This is a genomic window from Acinetobacter sp. YH12131, assembly GCF_013418635.1.
GTDB classification, from domain to species: Bacteria; Pseudomonadota; Gammaproteobacteria; order Pseudomonadales; family Moraxellaceae; genus Acinetobacter; species Acinetobacter towneri.
The window spans coordinates 104,960-125,186 of the sequence record NZ_VPBQ01000004.1 but is presented as its reverse complement, the minus strand read 5'-3'; the positions used below and the strand labels follow the sequence as shown (position 1 = coordinate 125,186).

17 protein-coding genes and 1 pseudogene are annotated in these 20,227 nt (G+C 41.8%); 11 read left to right on the top strand and 7 right to left on the bottom strand.

Features of this window, described 5'->3' with window-relative positions; translation table 11 throughout:
• The first annotated feature begins 32 nt into the window (after positions 1–32).
• The 6 genes and pseudogenes from FTU66_RS04870 (at position 33) to FTU66_RS04845 (ending at position 8,729) form a co-directional block, all read left to right on the top strand.
• The gene (locus FTU66_RS04870) at positions 33–1,388 is read left to right on the top strand and encodes an amino acid permease (RefSeq protein WP_180112435.1); all 1,356 of its coding nucleotides are present in this window, start codon (positions 33–35) and stop codon (positions 1,386–1,388) included.
• A 268-nt stretch (positions 1,389–1,656) separates the two neighbouring features.
• Entirely contained in the window at positions 1,657–2,775 is a 1,119-nt protein-coding gene (locus FTU66_RS04865) for an ABC transporter ATP-binding protein (protein ID WP_180112407.1), read from the top strand.
• A gap of 21 nt (positions 2,776–2,796) precedes the next feature.
• Positions 2,797–3,814 (top strand): annotated as a pseudogene (locus FTU66_RS04860) (extracellular solute-binding protein).
• An 87-nt stretch (positions 3,815–3,901) separates the two neighbouring features.
• Positions 3,902–5,524, top strand: coding sequence for an iron ABC transporter permease (locus tag FTU66_RS04855; protein ID WP_180112406.1), 1,623 nt, complete (start codon positions 3,902–3,904; stop codon positions 5,522–5,524).
• A gap of 355 nt (positions 5,525–5,879) precedes the next feature.
• A complete protein-coding gene (locus FTU66_RS04850; RefSeq protein WP_179988602.1) occupies positions 5,880–7,199 on the top strand; it encodes an OmpP1/FadL family transporter in 1,320 nt (439 codons plus the stop codon).
• Between the two features lie 309 nt (positions 7,200–7,508).
• On the top strand, positions 7,509–8,729 hold the full coding sequence (locus tag FTU66_RS04845) for an OmpP1/FadL family transporter (protein WP_180112405.1): 1,221 nt from the start codon (positions 7,509–7,511) through the stop codon (positions 8,727–8,729).
• Between the two features lie 71 nt (positions 8,730–8,800).
• On the opposite strand, the gene thrH is transcribed toward FTU66_RS04845, so the two are convergent.
• The gene (gene thrH, locus FTU66_RS04840) at positions 8,801–9,418 is read right to left on the bottom strand and encodes a bifunctional phosphoserine phosphatase/homoserine phosphotransferase ThrH (protein WP_180112404.1); all 618 of its coding nucleotides are present in this window, start codon (positions 9,416–9,418) and stop codon (positions 8,801–8,803) included.
• Positions 9,419–9,608: 190 nt separating this feature from the next.
• Between thrH and FTU66_RS04835 the strand changes: the two genes are divergently transcribed.
• Positions 9,609–10,340, top strand: a complete 732-nt coding sequence (locus FTU66_RS04835; RefSeq protein WP_180112403.1) for a phosphoadenylyl-sulfate reductase — start codon at positions 9,609–9,611, stop codon at positions 10,338–10,340.
• 178 nt (positions 10,341–10,518) lie between these two features.
• Entirely contained in the window at positions 10,519–11,898 is a 1,380-nt protein-coding gene (locus FTU66_RS04830) for a wax ester/triacylglycerol synthase family O-acyltransferase (protein ID WP_096901778.1), read from the top strand.
• A gap of 59 nt (positions 11,899–11,957) precedes the next feature.
• Here FTU66_RS04830 and FTU66_RS04825 read toward each other — a convergent pair whose 3' ends face one another.
• The 6 genes from FTU66_RS04825 to FTU66_RS04800 all read right to left on the bottom strand — a co-directional run bounded on the left by FTU66_RS04825 (position 11,958) and on the right by FTU66_RS04800 (position 16,719).
• On the bottom strand, positions 11,958–12,128 hold the full coding sequence (locus FTU66_RS04825; protein WP_004975418.1) for a PA1571 family protein: 171 nt from the start codon (positions 12,126–12,128) through the stop codon (positions 11,958–11,960).
• A 129-nt stretch (positions 12,129–12,257) separates the two neighbouring features.
• Complete coding sequence (gene rng / locus FTU66_RS04820; protein ID WP_178866918.1) at positions 12,258–13,712, bottom strand: ribonuclease G; 1,455 nt, start codon at positions 13,710–13,712, stop codon at positions 12,258–12,260.
• A 39-nt stretch (positions 13,713–13,751) separates the two neighbouring features.
• Complete coding sequence (locus FTU66_RS04815) at positions 13,752–14,318, bottom strand: Maf-like protein (protein WP_179996962.1); 567 nt, start codon at positions 14,316–14,318, stop codon at positions 13,752–13,754.
• Positions 14,306–14,812 (bottom strand): rod shape-determining protein MreD, encoded by a 507-nt coding sequence (gene mreD / locus FTU66_RS04810; RefSeq protein WP_154320436.1) that lies wholly within the window; start codon positions 14,810–14,812, stop codon positions 14,306–14,308. Before mreD ends, FTU66_RS04815 begins: the two co-directional genes overlap by 13 nt.
• Positions 14,799–15,656: a rod shape-determining protein MreC gene (mreC, locus tag FTU66_RS04805; RefSeq protein WP_167846190.1), complete on the bottom strand. Its 858-nt coding sequence runs from the start codon at positions 15,654–15,656 to the stop codon at positions 14,799–14,801. The genes mreD and mreC overlap by 14 nt, the downstream gene beginning before the upstream one ends.
• 16 nt (positions 15,657–15,672) lie before the next feature.
• Positions 15,673–16,719 (bottom strand): rod shape-determining protein, encoded by a 1,047-nt coding sequence (locus tag FTU66_RS04800; RefSeq protein WP_004975408.1) that lies wholly within the window; start codon positions 16,717–16,719, stop codon positions 15,673–15,675.
• 137 nt (positions 16,720–16,856) lie between these two features.
• On the opposite strand from FTU66_RS04800, the gene gatC reads away from it, so the two are divergent.
• The 3 genes from gatC to gatB are packed head-to-tail and all read left to right on the top strand — an operon-like array spanning position 16,857 to position 20,177.
• The gene (gene gatC / locus FTU66_RS04795) at positions 16,857–17,171 is read left to right on the top strand and encodes an Asp-tRNA(Asn)/Glu-tRNA(Gln) amidotransferase subunit GatC (protein WP_004975405.1); all 315 of its coding nucleotides are present in this window, start codon (positions 16,857–16,859) and stop codon (positions 17,169–17,171) included.
• 52 nt (positions 17,172–17,223) lie between these two features.
• Positions 17,224–18,702, top strand: coding sequence for an Asp-tRNA(Asn)/Glu-tRNA(Gln) amidotransferase subunit GatA (gene gatA / locus FTU66_RS04790; protein WP_004975402.1), 1,479 nt, complete (start codon positions 17,224–17,226; stop codon positions 18,700–18,702).
• Positions 18,702–20,177, top strand: coding sequence for an Asp-tRNA(Asn)/Glu-tRNA(Gln) amidotransferase subunit GatB (gene gatB / locus FTU66_RS04785; protein WP_179996961.1), 1,476 nt, complete (start codon positions 18,702–18,704; stop codon positions 20,175–20,177). The genes gatA and gatB overlap by 1 nt, the downstream gene beginning before the upstream one ends.
• The last annotated feature ends 50 nt before the right edge of the window (positions 20,178–20,227 follow it).

Sequence of the window (20,227 nt, the reverse complement as noted above, 5' to 3'; positions counted from 1 at the left end):
CTTGTCACTTTTTCATTGTCGGGCTGAATACTTTGAACAACGAGTCTTCACAACTTCAGCGTGGCTTAAAGAACCGCCATATTCAATTGATTGCCATGGGTGGCGCAATTGGTACAGGCTTATTCTTAGGTTCCGCGCAGGTCATCCAATCTGCTGGCCCTTCTATTATTTTGGGTTACGCCATTGGTGGTCTTATTGCATTTTTAATTATGCGCCAATTGGGGGAAATGATTGTTCATGAGCCCGTTGCAGGATCATTCAGTCACTTTGCCTATAAATATGCAGGTAAATTCCCTGGCTTTTTAGCAGGTTGGAACTACTGGATTTTGTATATTTTGGTGGCAATGGCAGAACTCACCGCAGTTGCCAAATATATTAACTACTGGTGGCCGCATATTCCTGCTTGGACTTCGGCATTGTTCTTTTTCATTGTGATTACCATTATTAACTTGGGCAATGTAAAGTTCTATGGTGAGTCAGAATTCTGGCTAGCATTCATTAAAGTCGCTGCTGTGGTTTCGATGATTGTGTTTGGTTTATATCTCTTACTTTCTGCAGATGCCAATTCAACCGCATCATTCAGCAACCTTTGGGCGCATGGGGGGTTCTTCCCGAATGGCTTTGAAGGTCTGTTCTTCATGCTTGCATTCCTCATGTTTGCCTTTGGCGGCATTGAGTTGATTGGTATGGCTGCCGCAGAAGCGCAAGATCCTGAAAAAACCATTCCTAAAGCCATTAACCAAGTGGTGTTCCGTATTCTAATTTTCTATATCGGTTCACTCACCATTCTATTGTCTTTAGTGCCTTGGAATCAGTTAGATTTAGGTGGTTTAGATAAAAGTCCATTCGTAATGATTTTTAGTCAAATGGGCATCGAATGGGCAGCGCACTTACTGAATTTCGTGATTTTGACTGCGGCACTTTCTGTGTATAACAGTGGGATGTATGCCAACAGCCGTATGCTGTTTGGTTTGGCCAAACAAGGTAACGCACCAAAAATTTTCCTAAAAGTGAATAAACAAGGTGTGCCAATTCCAGCAGTATTATTCTCTGCGGTATTAATTTTCGGCTGTGTATTGTTGAACTACTTTGTACCTGAAGAAGCTTTAAGCCACCTCATGTATATTGTTGTGGGTGCATTGGTTTTAAACTGGGCGATGATCAGTTTGACTCACCTCAAATTTACCAGCACACTGAAAAAATTAGCGATTCCAACCAAATTCCCTGCACTCTGGTCACCATTCAGCAACTATTTGGTTTTAGCGTTTATTGCAGTGGTACTTTATATTATGTGGACACAAGGCTTTAAAGAATCAGTCATTATGATTCCTCTATGGGTGGTCTTGATGTACATTTTATTTAGAGTGCTTAATGCGAAAAAACCTTAATTTGCATAGTACGCATAGTACAGATTTCTAAAAATTAAAAAGTTATTGCTTCGGCAGTAACTTTTTGCTTTTAAGCCCCCCTTTTAATAGCCCATAAATAAAGTGCTGCACTTAAAATAATTTAAATTCCAACCCATTCTTTTCAGTTGATATTTCAACTTTTTTGTAGCAAAAGCTACATCATTTACATTCTAAATGATAAAAAGACTCTACATGAGAAGAGTTCTTAGTTATCATTTGAGCACAAAATTTGTCGTGTGAATAAACTATGAATGCGTACGCTGCTCAACCTGCCAATGTCTTGACGATCCAACAGCTCAGTAAAAAGTTTGGTTCGCGTTTTGCAGTGCAACAAGCAACATGGTCAGCGATGAGTGGACAAATTGTGTGTTTATTAGGTCATTCAGGCTGCGGCAAAACCACAATGCTACGTCTGATTGCAGGCTTGGAAACACCAAGCAGCGGCACAATCCAACTGGAACAAAATACCTTGTGGAGTGAGCAAGCACAGATTCCTGCGGAAGCACGCAATATTGGTTTAGTGTTTCAGGATTATGCACTTTTCCCACATTTAAGTGTGTTAGACAATGTTATGTTTGGCTTAAAGAAATTTCCCAAAGCGCAGCGGGAAACCATTGCCAAACAAGCTTTAGCGCATGTTTCCATGTTGCATCATCAAGACACCTATCCATATACACTTTCGGGCGGCGAACAACAACGCGTTGCCTTAGCACGTGCCTTAGCACCAGAACCGCAAGTTTTGTTGATGGATGAACCTTTTTCAAATTTGGATCATCGTCTGCGTGATCAAATTCGTCAAAATACCATTCAACTCCTCAAACAAACTGCAACGACTACGGTTATCGTGACACATGACCCAGAAGAAGCATTGCAAATTGCCGATCAAATTATTTTGATGCATCAAGGGCAAATTATTCAAATTGGTTCACCGAAACAACTTTATTTACAGCCTAAAACGTTATTTGCTGCACGCTATTTTTCCGCATTGAATGAAATCCCAGCGCAAATCGATCACCAAGAAATTCATACCGTATTTGGCAAGATTGATTTGCCAGAACATACCACCGCTCAAGATTCACTGGTCTGCTGCTTCCGTCCGCATCACTTGCGTGTCAGCCAAACACCAAGTGAAAATGCGTTGCCCGCAAGCGTTGTGTCATCCAGTTTTATGGGTCATGCACAACAACTGCATCTAAAACTACGCGATCATGATCTCACGCTTTTAGCACAAGTGAACCACCTTCAAGATATTCAACCTACTGATCAGGTCTATGTTTCTGTCGATTTAAACAGCTGTTATTTCTTGGCGTCTGATGAACAATCACCCACTGCTTCATCTTCTACTCAAGCTGCTGTTCAGGTTTAAATTTTTAATTAGGAATACTGCATGAAACCACTGTCTAATTTATCATTGCTTGTTACAGGTTTACTTGCATTTGGTGCAAGTGTCGCACAAGCAGCGGAAGTCAATTTATACACCACGCGCGAACCTGTGCTGATTCAAACCTTATTAACCGAATTTACCCAAAAAACTGGGGGTAAAAGTCAATACGGTTTTTATTAAAGATGGTTTATTGGAACGTGTAAAAGCAGAAGGTCGTCGTTCTCCTGCCGATGTGATGCTGACTGTAGATTTTGGCAATTTGGTTGATTTAGTAGAAAGTGGTTTAACCCAGCGCGTAAGTTCTAAAACCTTAAATAGCGCAATTCCTGCCAATTTACGAGCTGCCAATGGTCATTGGTATGCTTTGTCGATGCGTGCACGTGCAGTCTACGCCTCTAAAGACCGTACACCGCTTAATGCGATTACTTATGAAGATTTAGCCAATCCAAAATGGAAAAATAAAATCTGTATTCGTTCAGGCAACCATCCATATAACACTGCTTTAATTGCAGCGTATATTGCCCATCATGGTGAAAAACAAGCCGAAACTTGGTTGCGTGGCGTGAAAGCCAATTTAGCACGCCCAGCAAGTGGTGGTGACCGAGATGTGGCGCGTGATATTTTAGGTAAAATTTGTGATATTGGCGTTGCCAACACCTATTATGTCGGCACGATGCGTACAGGTGACGCGGAACAAAAACGCTGGGGCAATGCGATTAATGTTGTGTTACCACGCTTTAAAAATGGTGGAACGCATGTAAACGTATCGGGTGCAGTGGTTTCTAAACATGCACCAAACCGTAAAGAAGCTGTACAACTGCTCGAGTTTTTAGCTTCAGATCATGCGCAAGCCATTTACGCACAAAACGGCTTTGAATACCCAGTCAAACCTGGGGTAAAAATTGACCCGATTATTGCTAGTTTTGGCAAACTGAATATTGATTCAATTCGTTTAAGCGATATTGCACGTCACCGTAAAGCCGCCAACTTATTGGTCGATAAAGTCCAGTTTAACCGCTAAAATTTCCTGCTTTTGTCTTACAGTGCAGCGCTTTGCACTGTAAGATGCTCTGCTGCTCCCTCCCCCTTATTTAGTACCTCTATCGCAATGCTTAAAAATAAATTTAATTTTTTATTTTCGCTCAGTGGGTTATTGACGCTACTCGCCTGTTTACCTGTGCTCGCTTTAATTTGGACAGCATTACAAGGTGATAGCGAAATTTGGGAGCATCTTCTGCGTTATGTAATTCCACACACGTTGGCAGAAACAGGGATTTTATTGTTGGGTGTGGGGATTCTCACCATCCTGATTGGTACAGGCAGCGCATGGATTGTAACAGCGTATCAATTCCGAGGTCGTGCATTTTTAGATTGGGCCTTACTGCTGCCTTTAGCCGTACCAACTTATATTATTGCGTATAGTTATATCGACATTTTGCACCCCATTGGCCCTGTGCAAAGCATCCTGCGGGATGGGTTTAATTTAGAATTACAACAGTTTTGGTTTCCTAATATTCGTACCGTTTGGGGCGGCATCTTCTTGCTTAGCTTTGTGCTGTATCCGTATGTGTATTTAAGCACCCGTGCAATGTTTCTGATGCAATCGGCCAGTTTAATTGAGGTTGCACGTACATTAGGATTAAAACCCGATCAAGTGTTTTTACGTGTTGCAATTCCACTGGCACGTCCTGCAATTGCTGTGGGCACTAGTCTGGTTTTAATGGAAACCATTAATGATATTGGTGCAACAGAATTTTTAGGCATTAAAACCTTAACTTTGTCGATTTATTCAACCTGGACCAATCAGTCCGATTTAGCCAGTGCCGCACAAATTGCCATTTTCATGTTGATGATCATTACCTTATTGGTGTTAGTAGAGCGTTTAGGACGACGTAAACAGCGCTATATGAACTCGGCTCAACGCAGCCGTTTAATGCCTGCACAATCGGTCAAAGGGCTTAAAGCGCTTGTGTTATTAGGCTTGGGCTTAATTCCTGTTTGTATTGGCTTTTTAATTCCCACCAGTCACTTACTTGTAGAATCTTACAAACGCATTCAATATGCAGGCTTTTCAGATTTCCTAATCCAAGCCTCAATCAACACACTAATCCTTGCCAGCCTTGCCACCGTCGTCACCATTTTGATTGGTTTCTTTATTGTCAGTGCGGCACGTTTTAGCAAACACAGCTGGTTTAGCCGTATTGCCAGTTTAGGTTATGCCATTCCAGGAACCGTTTTAGCGATTGGTCTCATGTTGGCTTTGGGCAAAATTGATCATGCCATTGCCGACTTTTTAGAATTTAAATTGGGGATACACACAGGTTTATTATTTCTCGGTACTAGTTTTACCCTCATTTATGCTTACGCTGTGCGTTTTTTAGCTATTTCGGTGGGCGGCATTGAGTCTGGCTATAACCGTATTCATGGTGTTTTTGATGATGCTGCACGCAATTTAGGGCAAAACAACTTTGCACTGTTGTGGCGTGTACACCTGCCATTATTACGCCCTGCTATTATTTCTGCAGCTTTATTAATTTTTGTAGATTGCATGAAAGAGCTACCTGCCACTTTGTTGCTCCGTCCTTTAAATATGGAAACACTCGCTACCCAGCTATATGCAGAAGCGTCTAGGGGCACTTATGAAGATGGCGCAGTAGCAGCTTTACTAATTGTATTGGTTGGGCTGATTCCTGTCATTCTTTTGGCAAAGCTTGGAAAAACCACACGTTAATGCACCCCATTTTGTTGCAAAATATGCCTTGCAACAAAATGAGTTTCAATAAAAAGTATTTTTTTTAACCAATTAAAAGCATTTAAACAATAGATTGATTTTTAAAATTTATTCTTTAATTTCAACCACTAACAAGCCAAAAACCCACACCAATTAGAACAAATACTCTATTCAGTGTGTTTTTTATACTGATTAGTTTTTTCTAGAGCATTTACTCTTATTTTAATTGTGATATTTTTGTCACATGGAGTAACAAATGGTCTCGGTTTGCACAAGTCGAAATCATCCTAAATGAAAGCTTAAAGCATCAACAAAAACTGTCATAAAAGACTTTATAGCCCAAGGGAAATGTATAATGAAATTAAAAGCACTTAGCACAGCAATGATTTTAGCAACTGTACCAATGACAGGTGCTTTTGCTGCAGCTCTAGATCGTTCTGGTCAATCTATGGCTGCGTTCTTACAACCGGGTAACTATTTTGAAGCAGGTATTTCTGTATTAGATCCGAGTGTTTCTGGTAATGTAAAAAGTGGCTATGTACCAGCAGGTGCACCTGCTGCTCTAGCTCCAGTATTTGGCTTAGAAAATACAAATGTTGGTGAAATGGCTGGTGACTACTATTTTCCTCATGCAGCTCTAAAACTTCAATTAACCGATAATTTTTCTTTCGGTTTAATTTACGATCAACCATTCGGTGCTAAAGCTGAATTTTCCGCTAATACCAAAACAACTCCACCAGCTGCGGTACTAGGTTCAATCAGTCCCGCTTTGGGTGCCTTTGGTGGTCAAGGAGCTTTTCACGATGGAACAGAAGGTTCTAAAGTTGAAGTTGATACTCAAAACCTCGCAATGGTTTTCGGTTTCCAACCAACTGAAAACTGGAATATCTATGGTGGTCCAGTGTATCAAACTGTAAAAGGTGACGTACAACTTCGTGGTTTAGCTTATGGTGGTTCAGCTACATTTGGTTCGTATAATGCTAATATGAAAGAAGATTCAGCAATTGGTTGGCTAGCTGGCTTTGCATATCAAATTCCTGAAATTGCGCTAAAAACTTCAGTAACCTATCGTTCTGAAGTTGAACATGAATCAAATACTAAAGAATCTTTTAAAACTGGTTTATTTGCAGGTTTAAATGCCGCACCAGATGCAAAAACAGAAATCACAACACCACAATCTGTTAACTTAGATTTCCAAACTGGTGTTATGGCAAATACTGTTGCTTTTGCTAATTTACGCTGGGTAAATTGGAAAGACTTCTCTATCCGCCCAGATAAATTTGGTAAAGCATCAGTTGTAGCTGGTCAAAACCCTGCTATTAATAAACCAACTGGTTTTGATATTGTTGGGTATACGGATGATCAGATATCTGCAACCGTTGGTGTTGGTCGAAAACTGAATGAGCAGTGGGCAGGTAATGTCTCTGTGGGTTGGGATTCTGGTGCAGGTGATCCTGTAACAACTCTTGGACCAACTGAAGGTTATTGGAACGTAGGCTTAGGTGTTCAATACTCACCTGCAGCTAACTACTTTATTGCGGGTGGTGTAAAGTACTTCATGCTTGGTGATGCTAAAGCTCAATCAGGTGCACAATTTGGAACGAATGAATATGTTGCAAATTTTGAAGACAACGATGCTTGGGCATACGGCTTAAAAATCGGTTACCGCTTCTAATCTATTGCTTTTCAAAGGAGCCACCCTTCAGGGTGGCTTTTTTTTCAACTAAAACTCCCATTTTTTATACGAGTGTTAACTAAATGTTCAAATTTAAAACACTTAAACTCATATTTACCCAAACATTACCCTAAAAAATTATTTAATAGAATTCATTTACTTAAGACTTTAAAATAGTACTTTTACTCTAATCAACTGCGATTTATAACTTATTCAGTTCATTTATTCTGCGAAGTTGAGCATTTACTCTTTTTTTAAATATGTTACTTTTCCTGCACTTTTTGTTACATAAAGCATCAGGGAACGACCATGAAGCTCAATAAAATCTATTCGGCTATTTTACTTAGCACTCTCCCACTTACACCTGCGCTTGCTGCTGGTTTAGACCGTTCCGGTCAATCTATTGCTGCATTTTTACAACCGGGTAATTATGCAGAAGCAGGTATTTCTATTTTAGATCCAAATGTATCTGGTCAAGACAAAGATAAACACCAAGCAGATGACATGGCAGGTGATTATTACTTCCCACACGCTGCATTAAAAGTTCAAGCAACTAACAAAGTGTCGATTGGTTTAATTTACGATCAACCTTTTGGCGCCGATGCTGAATATTTTGGGAACAATAATTTTGTTGAAAGTAGACCTGTACCATTTCAAGGCAGTACTTCTGTTGTGGTTGATACCCAAAATTTAAACCTGTTAGTGGGTTATCAACCTAATGAAAATTGGAATCTATATGCTGGTGCTGTATATCAGACAGTAGATGGTACTGTTATTTTACGTGGTACTGCATATTCAGCCTTTAATGGTTATGATTTTAAAACAGGTGAAGATGAGTCTGTGGGTTGGTTAGCGGGTGTTGCATATCAAATCCCTGAAATCGCACTTAAAGCTTCTCTTACTTACCGCTCTGAAATTGAGCATGAAATGACTGCTTATGAAAACTTTGGTGCAATAGGATTTACCCAAATCCCTACACTAGATGCAATTATGACGCAAATTAGTTCTACTCCAGGCAAAACACAACTAACAACACCACAATCTGTCAATCTAGATTTCCAAACGGGAATTATGGCGAACACCGTTGCATTTGCAAACCTTCGCTGGGTGGAATGGTCAAATTTTAAAGTACAACCCTACAAATTTGGCAAGCTTACTCAAATATTAGGCCAAGTTGGTTATGTACCCACCAAACCTAATGGATTTAACCTTATTGACTATAAAGATGACCAAATTTCTGCAACTGTTGGTGTAGGGCGTAAGTTCAATGATCGTTGGGGTGGTAATGTATCTCTAGGCTGGGATTCTGGTGCCGGCAACCCTGTTACGACCTTAGGTCCAACTGAAGGCTACTGGAGTGTGGGTACAGGGGTTCGCTACTCACCTACCGAAAATTATTTCATTGGTGCAGGATTTAAATACTTCTGGTTAGGTGATGCTGATGCCGTCACAGGTGCACATACGGAAGCAGGCAAGTTTGAAAATAATTACGCAGTTGCATATGGATTAAATATTGGCTACCGCTTCTAAATAGTTCACAGTTCATATCGCATAAAAACAAAGGGCATCAAATGATGCCCTTTGTTATACTCAGCTTCAGATTAAGCTGGAATATCACGTACAGAAGCACCACGAATTGCTTCTTTTAATGCTTCATAACCATGAATTGCAGGGAATTGTGGGAATTCTGCAATCACATTTTCAGGTGCATCAAATAAGAAACCATGATCCGCTTCACCTAGCATCGTTGTATCGTTATACGAATCACCTGCAGCAATTACACGGAAATTTAAACCGTGTAATGCTTTAACCGCCTGGCGCTTTTGGTCGGGTTGACGCAATTTGTATGCTGTAATCATGCCATTTTCATCTGTTTCTAACTTGTGGCAGAAAATTGTTGGCCAACCCAATTGCTTCATCAACGGATGTGCAAATTCATAGAACGTATCTGAAAGAATAATCAATTGGAAGTGTGTGCTCACCCACTCGACAAACTCTTTCGCGCCAGGGAATGGCCCCATATCCGCAATCACGGCCTGAATATCATTCAAACCCAAGCCATGCTGTTTTAGAATATTTAAACGCTGAGTCATCAACACATCGTAGTCAGGAATATCACGTGTAGTTGCTTCAAGTTCTTTAATGCCAGTTTTTTTAGCAAAGTTGATCCAAATTTCTGGAACTAACACACCTTCAAGATCAAGACATACGATTTCCATGGGTTCTCCCAAAATACCTGTAAAAATTTTTCCCTATCATAGCCGAAGATTTGTTATTTGCCTTGTTCTTTTTTAAATCTATTTCATTCATAAGCATTTATTTTTTAGTGATAAGACCTTTTTAGGAATTCCATTAAAATAATCCGCTCAAGAACAAAGATTAGCCCTCAAGCCGACTGCAGGAAGACTTATGCACACCATTCCCACCATAGACATTGTTGATGCACTCGCGACTGAATATGCCGATAAATCACCGAGCGAGATTTTAAAACTTGCTTTGAACCAGCAGGGTGAAGTTGCAATTTCTTTTTCTGGCGCAGAAGATGTGGTACTGATTGATATGGCGTCTAATTTAGGTTTGCCATTTCGTGTATTTAGTTTAGATACAGGACGTTTGCATCCTGAAACCTATCAATTTTTAGAAACTGTACGCAAATATTATAATATTGAGATCGAAATTTGCTTTCCTGAAACCGAAGCAGTGCAACAATTGGTTCAAGAAAAAGGCTTATTTAGCTTTTTTGAAGATGGGCATCAAGAATGTTGTGGGATTCGTAAAGTTCAACCTTTACGTAAAAAACTGGCAACACTAGATGGCTGGATTACAGGTCAACGTAAAGACCAAAGTCCAGGTACACGCCAAGATATTCCTGTCGTACAAGCAGATGCAGGATTTTCAGGTCCAGATAAACAATTAATCAAATACAATCCACTGGCAAACTGGTCAAGTAGTGACGTGTGGAATTATATTCGCATGATGGAAATTCCATACAATCGTTTGCATGAAAAAGGTTTTATTTCAATTGGCTGTGAACCTTGCACCCGGCCTGTGTTGCCAAATCAACATGAACGTGAAGGTCGTTGGTGGTGGGAAGAAGCAACGCACAAAGAATGCGGTCTACATGCTGGAAATTTAAAATAATACATCTATTACTACAATAAAAATCACAGTTTTACTGTGATTTTTATTGACTTGCGATGGCGCAAAAATCACTATATTTGTTTGATAAAAAAGATATACTGAATTAAATCTTATATAACTCTAAAAACCTTGTTCAGATAAGAACAAGCGTAGAAATTGCAGTGAGGCAATCCACAATATGCGTCCATTACACCCTATTGATTTTATTTTCCTATCACTCGAAAAACGTCAACAGCCCATGCATGTGGGTGGATTATTCTTATTCCAAATTCCAGAACATGCACCAGCCACTTTTATTCAAGACTTGGTTGCCGATATTCGCAATTCAAAGTCGATGCCTATTGCACCATTTAACAATAAGCTCAATGGTCTGTTTTGGGATGAAGATGAAGAGTTCGATCTCGATCATCACTTCCGTCATATTGCCTTGCCAAAGCCAGGCCGTATTCGTGAATTATTAACTTATATTTCACAAGAACACAGCTCGTTGATTGATCGCGCCAAACCACTCTGGACTTGCCATATTATTGAAGGTATTGAAGATAATCGTTTTGCGATGTTCTTTAAAATTCATCATGCCATGGTAGATGGTATTGCTGGCATGCGTTTGGTGGAAAAATCCCTTTCGCACGACGAAAATGCAAAAAGAATTGTACCACCTTGGTGTGTAGAAGGCCCACGTGCTAAACGCCTGAAAGAACCGAAAGTCAGCCGTTTAAAGAAAATTTTTGGTGGAGTTAAAGGTCAGTTTGAAGCAACCCCTCGCGCAGTTTATGAAGTATCACAAACTGTTGCCAAAGATATGGGACGTAACCCCGATTATGTTTCTAGCTTCCAAGCACCAAGTACCATCTTAAACCAACGTGTGAGCGCCTCACGTCGTTTTGCCGCGCAATCTTTTGAGTTTGCACGTTTGCATCGCATTGCTAAAGCTTTGGGCGTAACCATTAATGATGTGGTACTGGCAATTTGCTCAGGCGCATTGCGTGAGTACTTACTCAGCCAATATGCTTTACCGAAAAAACCTTTAATTGCGATGGTGCCTGCCTCTATTCGTGATGACGATTCTGAAGTATCTAATCGAATCACCATGATTTTAGCCAACTTGGGTACGCACAAAGAAGATCCGCTTGAGCGTTTAAAAATTGTGCGCCGCAGTGTACAAAATGCCAAGCAGCGTTTTAAGCGCATGAATGCCAATCAAATTATGAACTATAGTGCTTTTGTTTACGGCGCTGCTGGTTTAAATATTTTGTCAGGCATTATGCCAAAGCGTCAGGCCTTTAACTTGGTTATTTCCAATGTACCTGGCCCACGTGAACCTTTGTATTGGAATGGTGCAAAGCTAGATGCACTATACCCTGCTTCAATCGTGTTAGATGGACAAGCTTTAAACATTACCATGACCAGCTATTTAGACAAATTAGAAGTTGGTTTAACTGCTTGTCGTCATGCCTTACCGAAAATGCAAAACTTATTGCAACACTTGGAAGATGAAATTCAGCGTTTTGAACAGATTATTGATGCGCCTGAAGGGGTCAATAAAATCGTGGATTGATACGTCAATCCATCAGAAAAATAATTCAATAGAATCAATTAAGGGGCAATTGCTGCCCCTTATTTTTGAATAGTACGACACTGTTTTAATAATTGCTGACAAACCGCGCTAACCATTGCGGTGGTAATTTGAGTTTCTTTACCTTGCTCATCCACAATATAACCGTTATGTGTCACTTTACGATCTAATACTTTTAAACTCTTTTGAATCACAACTTTACTCATACCCATGACATACCTCATTTGCTAAACCGAGGGAGATGTTCGGCTTTGGCTACTCTGTATGCTTAGTATTGAGAATTCACTCAAAAAAGTAAAATTTCAGATGTAACAACTGTTTAGCGATATCCTGTTACAATTTCAGCTCAAAATGATATCGTATTGCTCTTGCGTATATAAATTTTCCACCTGAAATTTAATCACACGGCTGACAAAGTGCTCTAAATCCGCCACTGCTGGCGCTTCGGCAGTTAACAATCGGTCAATCACCGATGGGTGCGCAACGACAGTAAAGCCACGTTGTGATTCGAATGCGCGTGCATATCTTAAAATTTCTCGAAAAATTTCGTAACATACTGACTCTGCTGTTTTGACATATCCCCGCCCCTGACAAGTTGGACAGGCTTCACAAAGTAAATGTTCTAAAGATTCACGGGTGCGTTTACGGGTCATCTCGACCAAGCCCAATTCAGACACTTGGGTAATTTTGGTCTTGGCATGATCTCGTTCAAGCATTCGCTCAAACTGACTCAAGACTTCATCACGATGCTGTACTTCTTGCATATCAATGAAGTCAATAATGATGATGCCACCCAAATTACGCAAACGTAACTGGCGGGCAATGACCTGTGTCGCTTCCATATTGGTTTTAAATACGGTGTCTTCTAAAGTCCGACCACCGACATAAGAACCCGTATTCACATCAATGGTGGTCATGGCTTCGGTCTGATCAATCATCAGATAACCGCCTGACTTTAATGCCACACGGGTTTGCAACGCTTTTTGAATATCTTCTTCGACATTGTATAAATCGAACAGTGGACGCTCACCAGGGTAATGAATCAGGCGATTGTGCATATTGGGCACAAACTCATCCACAAATTCTTTTAATTTGGCGTGAATTTCACGTGAATCGACATAAATTTTAGCGGTGTTATCATTTGCCAAATCACGAATTACACGTTGCGGTAACGGCAACTCTTCAAAAATCAAGGAAGGCACAGCAATGCTTTTTTGTTTACGCTGAATGTATTCCCACAATTTTGCTAAGTAACACATATCTTGCACTAAAGCCGTTTCATCGACGCCTTCGGCAGCTGTGCGTACAATCACTGAACCTGGCAATTTATGCTCGGCCTGAATGGTTTCGATGATGCCGCGTAGGCGCTCACGTTCTTCACTCGATTCAATGCGTTGTGATACGCCAATATGACTGCCATACGGCATTAGAACCAAATAACGTGAAGGAATGGAAAGATCTGTGCTTAATCGTGCGCCTTTAGTACCGAGCATATCTTTCATCACTTGCACGGTTAGAATTTGCCCAGGCTGCAATAATTCAAAGACATTCGGTGTAGGTTGGCTGCGCGGCCAAATCATGTCATTGATATGCAAAAAAGCAGTACGCGATAAACCAATATCGACAAAAGCGGCTTGCATGCCTGGCAGCACGCGCACCACTTTGCCTTTATAAATATTGCCCACCAAACCACGCTTGGCTGTACGCTCAACGAATAGTTCATTGACCGTGCCGTTTTGAATTAACGCCACCCGACACTCCATCGGTGTGACGTTAATCAACAACTCGTCAGACATAATAAAACTCAAAACATTATAAAAATTTTTGTGCAGCAGTTAATTTAGTGCCTTAACTGTCTGTAATAACTGTACGGTTTCATGCAAAGGTAAGCCCACCACATTACTGTAGCTCCCTTCTATGCGCGGAATATAACGTGCTGCAATGCCTTGAATTGCGTACGCTCCCGCTTTGCCAATCGGCTCACCTGTTGCCCAGTAACTTTCCATATCATCTAGGCTAAGCGATTGAAATTCAACCTGTGTACGTACCACTATACTGGATTTTTTCTGTTTTGTACCCACACAAACTCCTGAAAAAACATCATGTTTTCGACCAGAGAGTTGTGACCAAATGGCAAAGGCATGCGCCTTAGACTCAGGCTTACCCAAAATCTGCCCATCTACCCCTAAACTAGTGTCGGCAGCAATCACAATAGCATCAGGAAATAGCCGTAAAACCGCATCGGCTTTGGCACATGCCAACCGCTCAACATACGCGGCAACATCTTCGCCCGCTAAAATAGATTCATCGATGTCTGGACTGTAAATTTCAAATTCCAGCCCAAGCTGTTGCAGGAGTTCCCGACGGCGCGGTGAACTTGAGGCAAGAATTAAATGCGCCATTTTCGCAAGAAATAATACAGCACAGGCCAGAGCAAAATACTACTCAGCAAAGGTTGCCAATGACGGGCAAATGGGAACTGAATCCCACCCATGACTTGCATCACCCAAATCAGGGCGAGGTGAGCCAAAATTGCGATTACACTAATGACCCATAAATTCGCAAACGTCATAATACGGCGCTCACGAGTCAGGAAACGCGCCACAAAAGTAATCACCACAAAACTTAGGGCATTCATGCCCAAAGGTGCATCGAGGAGCAAGTCTGCAAACAAGCCTGTACCAAATGCAAACCAAATACCACACCAAGTTGGTTGCCCAAGCACCCAAAACAAGGTCACCATCAACATAAACAATGGTCGCCAACCCGAGCCTGTATAAGACAGCGGATACACCATGAGTACAGATGCAGCAATTACAGAAAAAATAATCGGAAATAGTGGATCTTTATTCTTGTTTTGTCCGAGTCGGGTTTGTCCAATTTTAGCGATTGGCATTTGGCTGCTCCTTCGCTAAAGATTCTGAGAACAGCACCACCACATGATGACCACCCGCCAATTGTGCTGCAGGCATCACATCAATTTGTGCAAACTCACCAGAATTATGTCGGCTGATTTTGGCAATGCTTCCAACCAAATATCCTGCAGGGAAATGCTCGCCCAAGCCTGAGCTATAGACTTTCTCTCCAACCTGAATATTGGCACTGGTCGGTACATATTCCATTTTCAAACGCCCTAAATCGCCCGTACCCGACACAATGGCTCGCATGCCTGTATGTTCCAAACGCACTGAAAGTGAGTGTTCTTTGTCAGAAAGCAACATGACACGGCTACTGTGTGGATACACAGCAATGATCTGCCCCATAATGCCTTTATCATCCAAAACGGTTTGCCCGACTTTGAGCTGATTTTGTGAACCACGGTTAATCACAATAATGTGGCGCAAAGGATCGGCATCGGTACCAATTACTTCAGCAATTTCCATGCGTCCATCAATGATTAGAGGCGTATCGAGTAGACCACGCAGGCGGGTATTTTCTGCAGAGAGTTCAGACAATTTTTGCAAACGGACTTGAGCCTGTAATAGCTCTGCCTGCATCGCGGTATTTTCACGACGCAATTGAGCCTCAGACTTACTTTGTTGACTTAGCCATTCTCGCGACAATACAGGATAGCTTGCAAGGGCATAAATTGGGTTATATGCCGCATACAAAACATCACGTGCGGGTTGAATTACATGAGGTACACGCCAGTTAAAAAACAGGATGACCAAACAAGTAATGACCGCAATGATAAAAGAGCGAAAAGATGGCGGTTGTCTGGAAAACAGATTTGTTTGCACCGCCGAATCCTATGTATTAGCCAACAAATAACATATCGTGGTTTGGATTATCAAAGAATTCCAAGACCTTACCGCCACCACGGGTCACGCAAGTTAATGGTTCTTCTGCAACTACCACAGGCAAGCCTGTTTCTTGTGCCAAAAGCTTGTCTAGGTTACGCAATAACGCACCTCCACCAGTGAGCACAATTCCACGCTCTGCAATATCGGAAGAAAGTTCTGGTGGAGTTTGTTCCAGTGCAGATTTTACTGCCGATACAATGCTTTGTAACGGATCAGAAATAGCTTGGGTAATTTCATCAGAAGTTACAGTAATGGCACGTGGCACACCTTCTGCCAAGTTACGACCACGTACTTCAATTTCCAGTGGTTTAGCACCTTCATCTGGCAATGCCATGCCAACTTCTTTCTTAATAGTTTCTGCTGTGGTTTCACCAATCACACAACCATGTGCCTTGCGCACGTAGTTAATGATTTGCTCATCAAACACATCGCCACCAATACGCAATGAATCTGAATAAACACAACCTTGTAATGAAATAATCGCGATTTCTGTCGTGCCACCACCAACATCTACCACCATTGAACCACAGGCTTGCTCGACTGGCATACCTGCGCCAATTGCTGCTGCCATTGGCTCTTCAATTAAACGTACATCACGTGCGCCTGCGTTAAACACGGCTTCACGAATCGCACGGCGCTCTACCAAAGTAGATTTGCATGGTACACACACCACTACACGCGGTGCAGGTGGGAATAAACGTTTTTCATGCACTTTGCCAATAAATTGGTTCAGCATGGTTTCAGTCACTTCAAAATCAGCGATGACACCATCTTTCATTGGGCGAATTGCAGAAATGTTTGCAGGGGTACGACCCAACATTTGTTTGGCATCAAGACCGACTGCGGCAACAATTTTCTGTGAACCGCTGTGACGAATTGCCACAACTGTCGGTTCATTTAATATAATGCCTCGTCCTGGCGCATAAATAAGTGTATTTGCTGTACCTAAATCAATGGCTAGGTCTGGCGAAAACAAGCCAATTAGTCGTTTTAGAATCACGGAGTCGTTCTCGATTAAACTTTATGTGGACGCAAGTTGGCAACTTTAACTAAATGTGGTGCGTTGAACAAGTCAATCGCTTATTATAACGCACGATATTTTGAAATTTTTTATTAATACTGATTTTAGGTGATGTTATGTCTACCTCGGATGCTCAGCATTCTGCAGATTTAAATGCACAAACAGTTTCAGCAATTGCCCATCTTGCTCGTCTTAAACTCAATGATACGCAATCTGCTGAGTATGCTCAAAGTCTAAATAAAATTTTAGGCATGATGGAAAGCTTAAAAGGCATAAATACCGATGACGTTGAGCCTTTAAAAAGCCCATTTGACCACCCTCAACCATTACGTGAAGACGTCGTAACCGAACAGAATCATCGTGAGCAATATCAAGCTGTTGCCCCTGCAGTTCAGGATGGCTTGTACCTTGTTCCACGTGTGATTGAATAATTTATTCGGCTGTTACATTTTGACTTCATAAAAAGGTAAAAGAATTTTTCTCATGACAGATTTACATCGCTTATCGATTCGTGAAATCTCTGAGGGTTTAGCGGCAGCCAAATTCTCCTCTCGCGAACTAACAGAACATTATTTAAAACGTATTGCCAAAATTGATCCGCAAGTGCGCTCTTATGTCACCGTGACCAATGAAGTAGCACTGGCACAGGCGGATGCAGCCGATGCATTACGTCAGGCGGGTCAAGCGACAGCACTGACAGGTATTCCTGTTGCACATAAAGATATTTTTTGTACCCAAGGCATTAAAACCTCTGCGGGTTCAAAAATGCTGGACAATTTTATCTCGCCTTATGACGCAACTGTGGTGGCACAAGGTAAAAATGCAGGTTTGGTCACTTTAGGTAAAGTGAACATGGACGAATTCGCAATGGGTTCAACCTCTGAAAGTTCGTTCTATGGCGCGACTAAAAACCCATGGGCACTTGACCATGTACCAGGTGGTTCATCAGGTGGTTCGGCTGCGGTCGTAGCGGCTGATCTTGCACCATTTGCTACAGGTACAGATACAGGCGGTTCAATCCGTCAGCCTGCGTCTTTCTGTGGTTTAACAGGTCTAAAACCAACTTACGGACGTGTTTCACGTTACGGCATCATTGCTTATGCATCATCTTTAGATCAGGCAGGTCCAATGGCACGCTCTGCAGAAGACTGCGCATATTTAATGAATGTGATGGCAGGTCATGACGCCAAAGACTCAACCTCTATGGATAAAGCGGTTGAAGATTATGTCGCGAACCTGAATGCAACAACGCTAAAAGGCTTACGCATTGGTATTCCGAAACAATATTTCAATGTGGCAGGTTTAGATGCTGCGGTGAAAGCACGTGTTGAAGAATCACTGAAAAAATTAGAAGAATTGGGCGCAGTATTGGTTGAGATTGATCTCAACATGACTGAAAGCTACGTGCCAACTTACTATCTAATTGCCCCTGCAGAAGCATCGTCTAACCTTTCTCGTTACGATGGTGTGCGTTATGGCTACCGCGCAGAAAATCCTCAAGATATTTTAGACCTCTACAAACGCTCACGTTCTGAAGGTTTTGGTGCAGAAGTGCAACGTCGTATCTTGATTGGTACTTATGCTCTTTCTGCTGGTTATTACGATGCTTATTACGTGAAAGCGCAAAAAGTCCGTCGTTTAATTCAGCAAGACTTCTTAAAAGCCTTTGAACAGGTCGATGTGATTGCAGCACCAACTGCACCAACAACTGCCTACAAAATTGGCGCGTCTTTAGACCCAGTTGAAATGTATTTGGGTGATATTTACACCATCGCGGTGAACTTAGCGGGCTTACCTGCAATTAGTGCGCCTGTTGGTTTTGACCAAGATCACTTGCCTGTAGGTTTACAATTGATTGGCAATTACTGGTCTGAATCACAACTGTTATCTGTGGTACATCAGTATCAACAAGCGACCGATTGGCATACTCAACGCGCTGCAATTGCTGAGGAGAACGCATAATGGCGAAGAATACTGCTAAACCCAAATCAAACCTGATTGATGGCTGGGAAGTCGTAATTGGTATTGAGATTCACACTCAGCTTGCAACCAATTCTAAAATTTTCTCGGGCTCATCAACCGAATTTGGTCAAGACCCAAATACGCAAGCCAGCCTTGTTGATTTAGCTATGCCGGGCGTCTTGCCTGTGTTGAATAAAGAAGTGGTGGATTTGGCAATCCGTTTTGGCTTGGGTATTGATGCCTACATCGACCAAGCCTCTGTATTTGCACGTAAAAACTACTTCTACCCGGATTCTCCAAAAGGCTACCAGATCAGCCAGATGGATAACCCGATTGTAGGCTTGGGTCATATCGACATCCAACTTGAAGATGGCACAACCAAACGCATTGGCGTAACCCGTGCACACCTTGAGGAAGATGCGGGTAAGTCGATTCATGATCAATTTGAAGGCATGTCAGGTATTGACCTCAACCGTGCAGGTACGCCTTTGCTTGAAATTGTATCTGAACCCGATATGCGTTCGGTTGAAGAAGCCGTAGCTTATATTAAAGCGATTCATACACTGGTACGTTGGTTAGGTATTTCTGACGGTAACATGGCTGAAGGTTCATTCCGTGCCGACTGTAACGTGTCATTACGCCGTCCGGGACAACCTTTCGGTACACGTTGTGAATTGAAAAACCTGAACTCATTCCGTTTCATTGAACAGGCAATCAATGTTGAAATTGAACGTCAAATGGAAATCTTGGAATGGGATGGCACCATTGATCAGGAAACACGTTTGTTTGACCCTGTGAAGATGGAAACGCGTTCAATGCGTTCGAAGGAAGAAGCGAACGATTACCGCTACTTCCCTGATCCAGATTTGTTGCCTGTGGTTATTCCAGATGCGCAAATTGAAGCCATTAAAGCGACTATGCCTGAGCTTCCTGCTGCACGTCGTGCACGTTTCGTGGCGGACTTTGGTGTAACTGAGTACGATGCGCACGTGCTTACATTGACTCGTGAAATGTCAGAATTTTACGAAGCTGTAGTTGCTGCAGCAGGTGGTACGGCACACGGTAAAATTGCAGCAAACTGGGTGATGGGTGAATTCTCAGGTGCTTTAAACAAAGCAGGCTTAGAGTTGGCGGATTCCCCTGTTTCGGCTGAACAGTTGGGCGGCATGATTGCACGTATTGTGGACAACACCATTAACGGTAAGATTGCGAAGCAAGTATTCGGCTTTATGTGGGACGAAGGCAAATCTGCGGACGAAATTATTGCGGAAAAAGGCTTGAAACAGGAAACTGATACAGGCGCGATTGAAGCAATTATTAAAGACGTACTTGCTGCCAATGAGAAGATGGTTGAAGAGTATAAATCTGGTAAAGAGAAAGCTTTCAACGGTCTTGTGGGTCAAGTCATGAAAGCTGCGAAAGGTAAAGCCAACCCTGCGCAAGTGAATGAGTTGATGAAGAAATTGATTGGTTGATTTATTCGCTAATCATTTGATTTCATGTTATAAAAAACCTCGCACAATGC

Excerpts from the sequence above, each read along its gene's own strand:
- FTU66_RS04865 (WP_180112407.1), top strand. The coding sequence starts at position 1,657 with ATGAATGCGTACGCTGCTCAACCTGCCAATGTCTTGACGATCCAACAG.
- FTU66_RS04855 (WP_180112406.1), top strand. The coding sequence starts at position 3,902 with ATGCTTAAAAATAAATTTAATTTTTTATTTTCGCTCAGTGGGTTATTG.
- FTU66_RS04850 (WP_179988602.1), top strand. The coding sequence starts at position 5,880 with ATGAAATTAAAAGCACTTAGCACAGCAATGATTTTAGCAACTGTACCA.
- FTU66_RS04845 (WP_180112405.1), top strand. The coding sequence starts at position 7,509 with ATGAAGCTCAATAAAATCTATTCGGCTATTTTACTTAGCACTCTCCCA.
- thrH (WP_180112404.1), bottom strand. The coding sequence starts at position 9,418 with ATGGAAATCGTATGTCTTGATCTTGAAGGTGTGTTAGTTCCAGAAATT.
- FTU66_RS04835 (WP_180112403.1), top strand. The coding sequence starts at position 9,609 with ATGCACACCATTCCCACCATAGACATTGTTGATGCACTCGCGACTGAA.
- FTU66_RS04830 (WP_096901778.1), top strand. The coding sequence starts at position 10,519 with ATGCGTCCATTACACCCTATTGATTTTATTTTCCTATCACTCGAAAAA.
- FTU66_RS04825 (WP_004975418.1), bottom strand. The coding sequence starts at position 12,128 with ATGGGTATGAGTAAAGTTGTGATTCAAAAGAGTTTAAAAGTATTAGAT.
- rng (WP_178866918.1), bottom strand. The coding sequence starts at position 13,712 with ATGTCTGACGAGTTGTTGATTAACGTCACACCGATGGAGTGTCGGGTG.
- FTU66_RS04815 (WP_179996962.1), bottom strand. The coding sequence starts at position 14,318 with ATGGCGCATTTAATTCTTGCCTCAAGTTCACCGCGCCGTCGGGAACTC.
- mreD (WP_154320436.1), bottom strand. The coding sequence starts at position 14,812 with ATGCCAATCGCTAAAATTGGACAAACCCGACTCGGACAAAACAAGAAT.
- gatC (WP_004975405.1), top strand. The coding sequence starts at position 16,857 with ATGTCTACCTCGGATGCTCAGCATTCTGCAGATTTAAATGCACAAACA.
- gatA (WP_004975402.1), top strand. The coding sequence starts at position 17,224 with ATGACAGATTTACATCGCTTATCGATTCGTGAAATCTCTGAGGGTTTA.
- gatB (WP_179996961.1), top strand. The coding sequence starts at position 18,702 with ATGGCGAAGAATACTGCTAAACCCAAATCAAACCTGATTGATGGCTGG.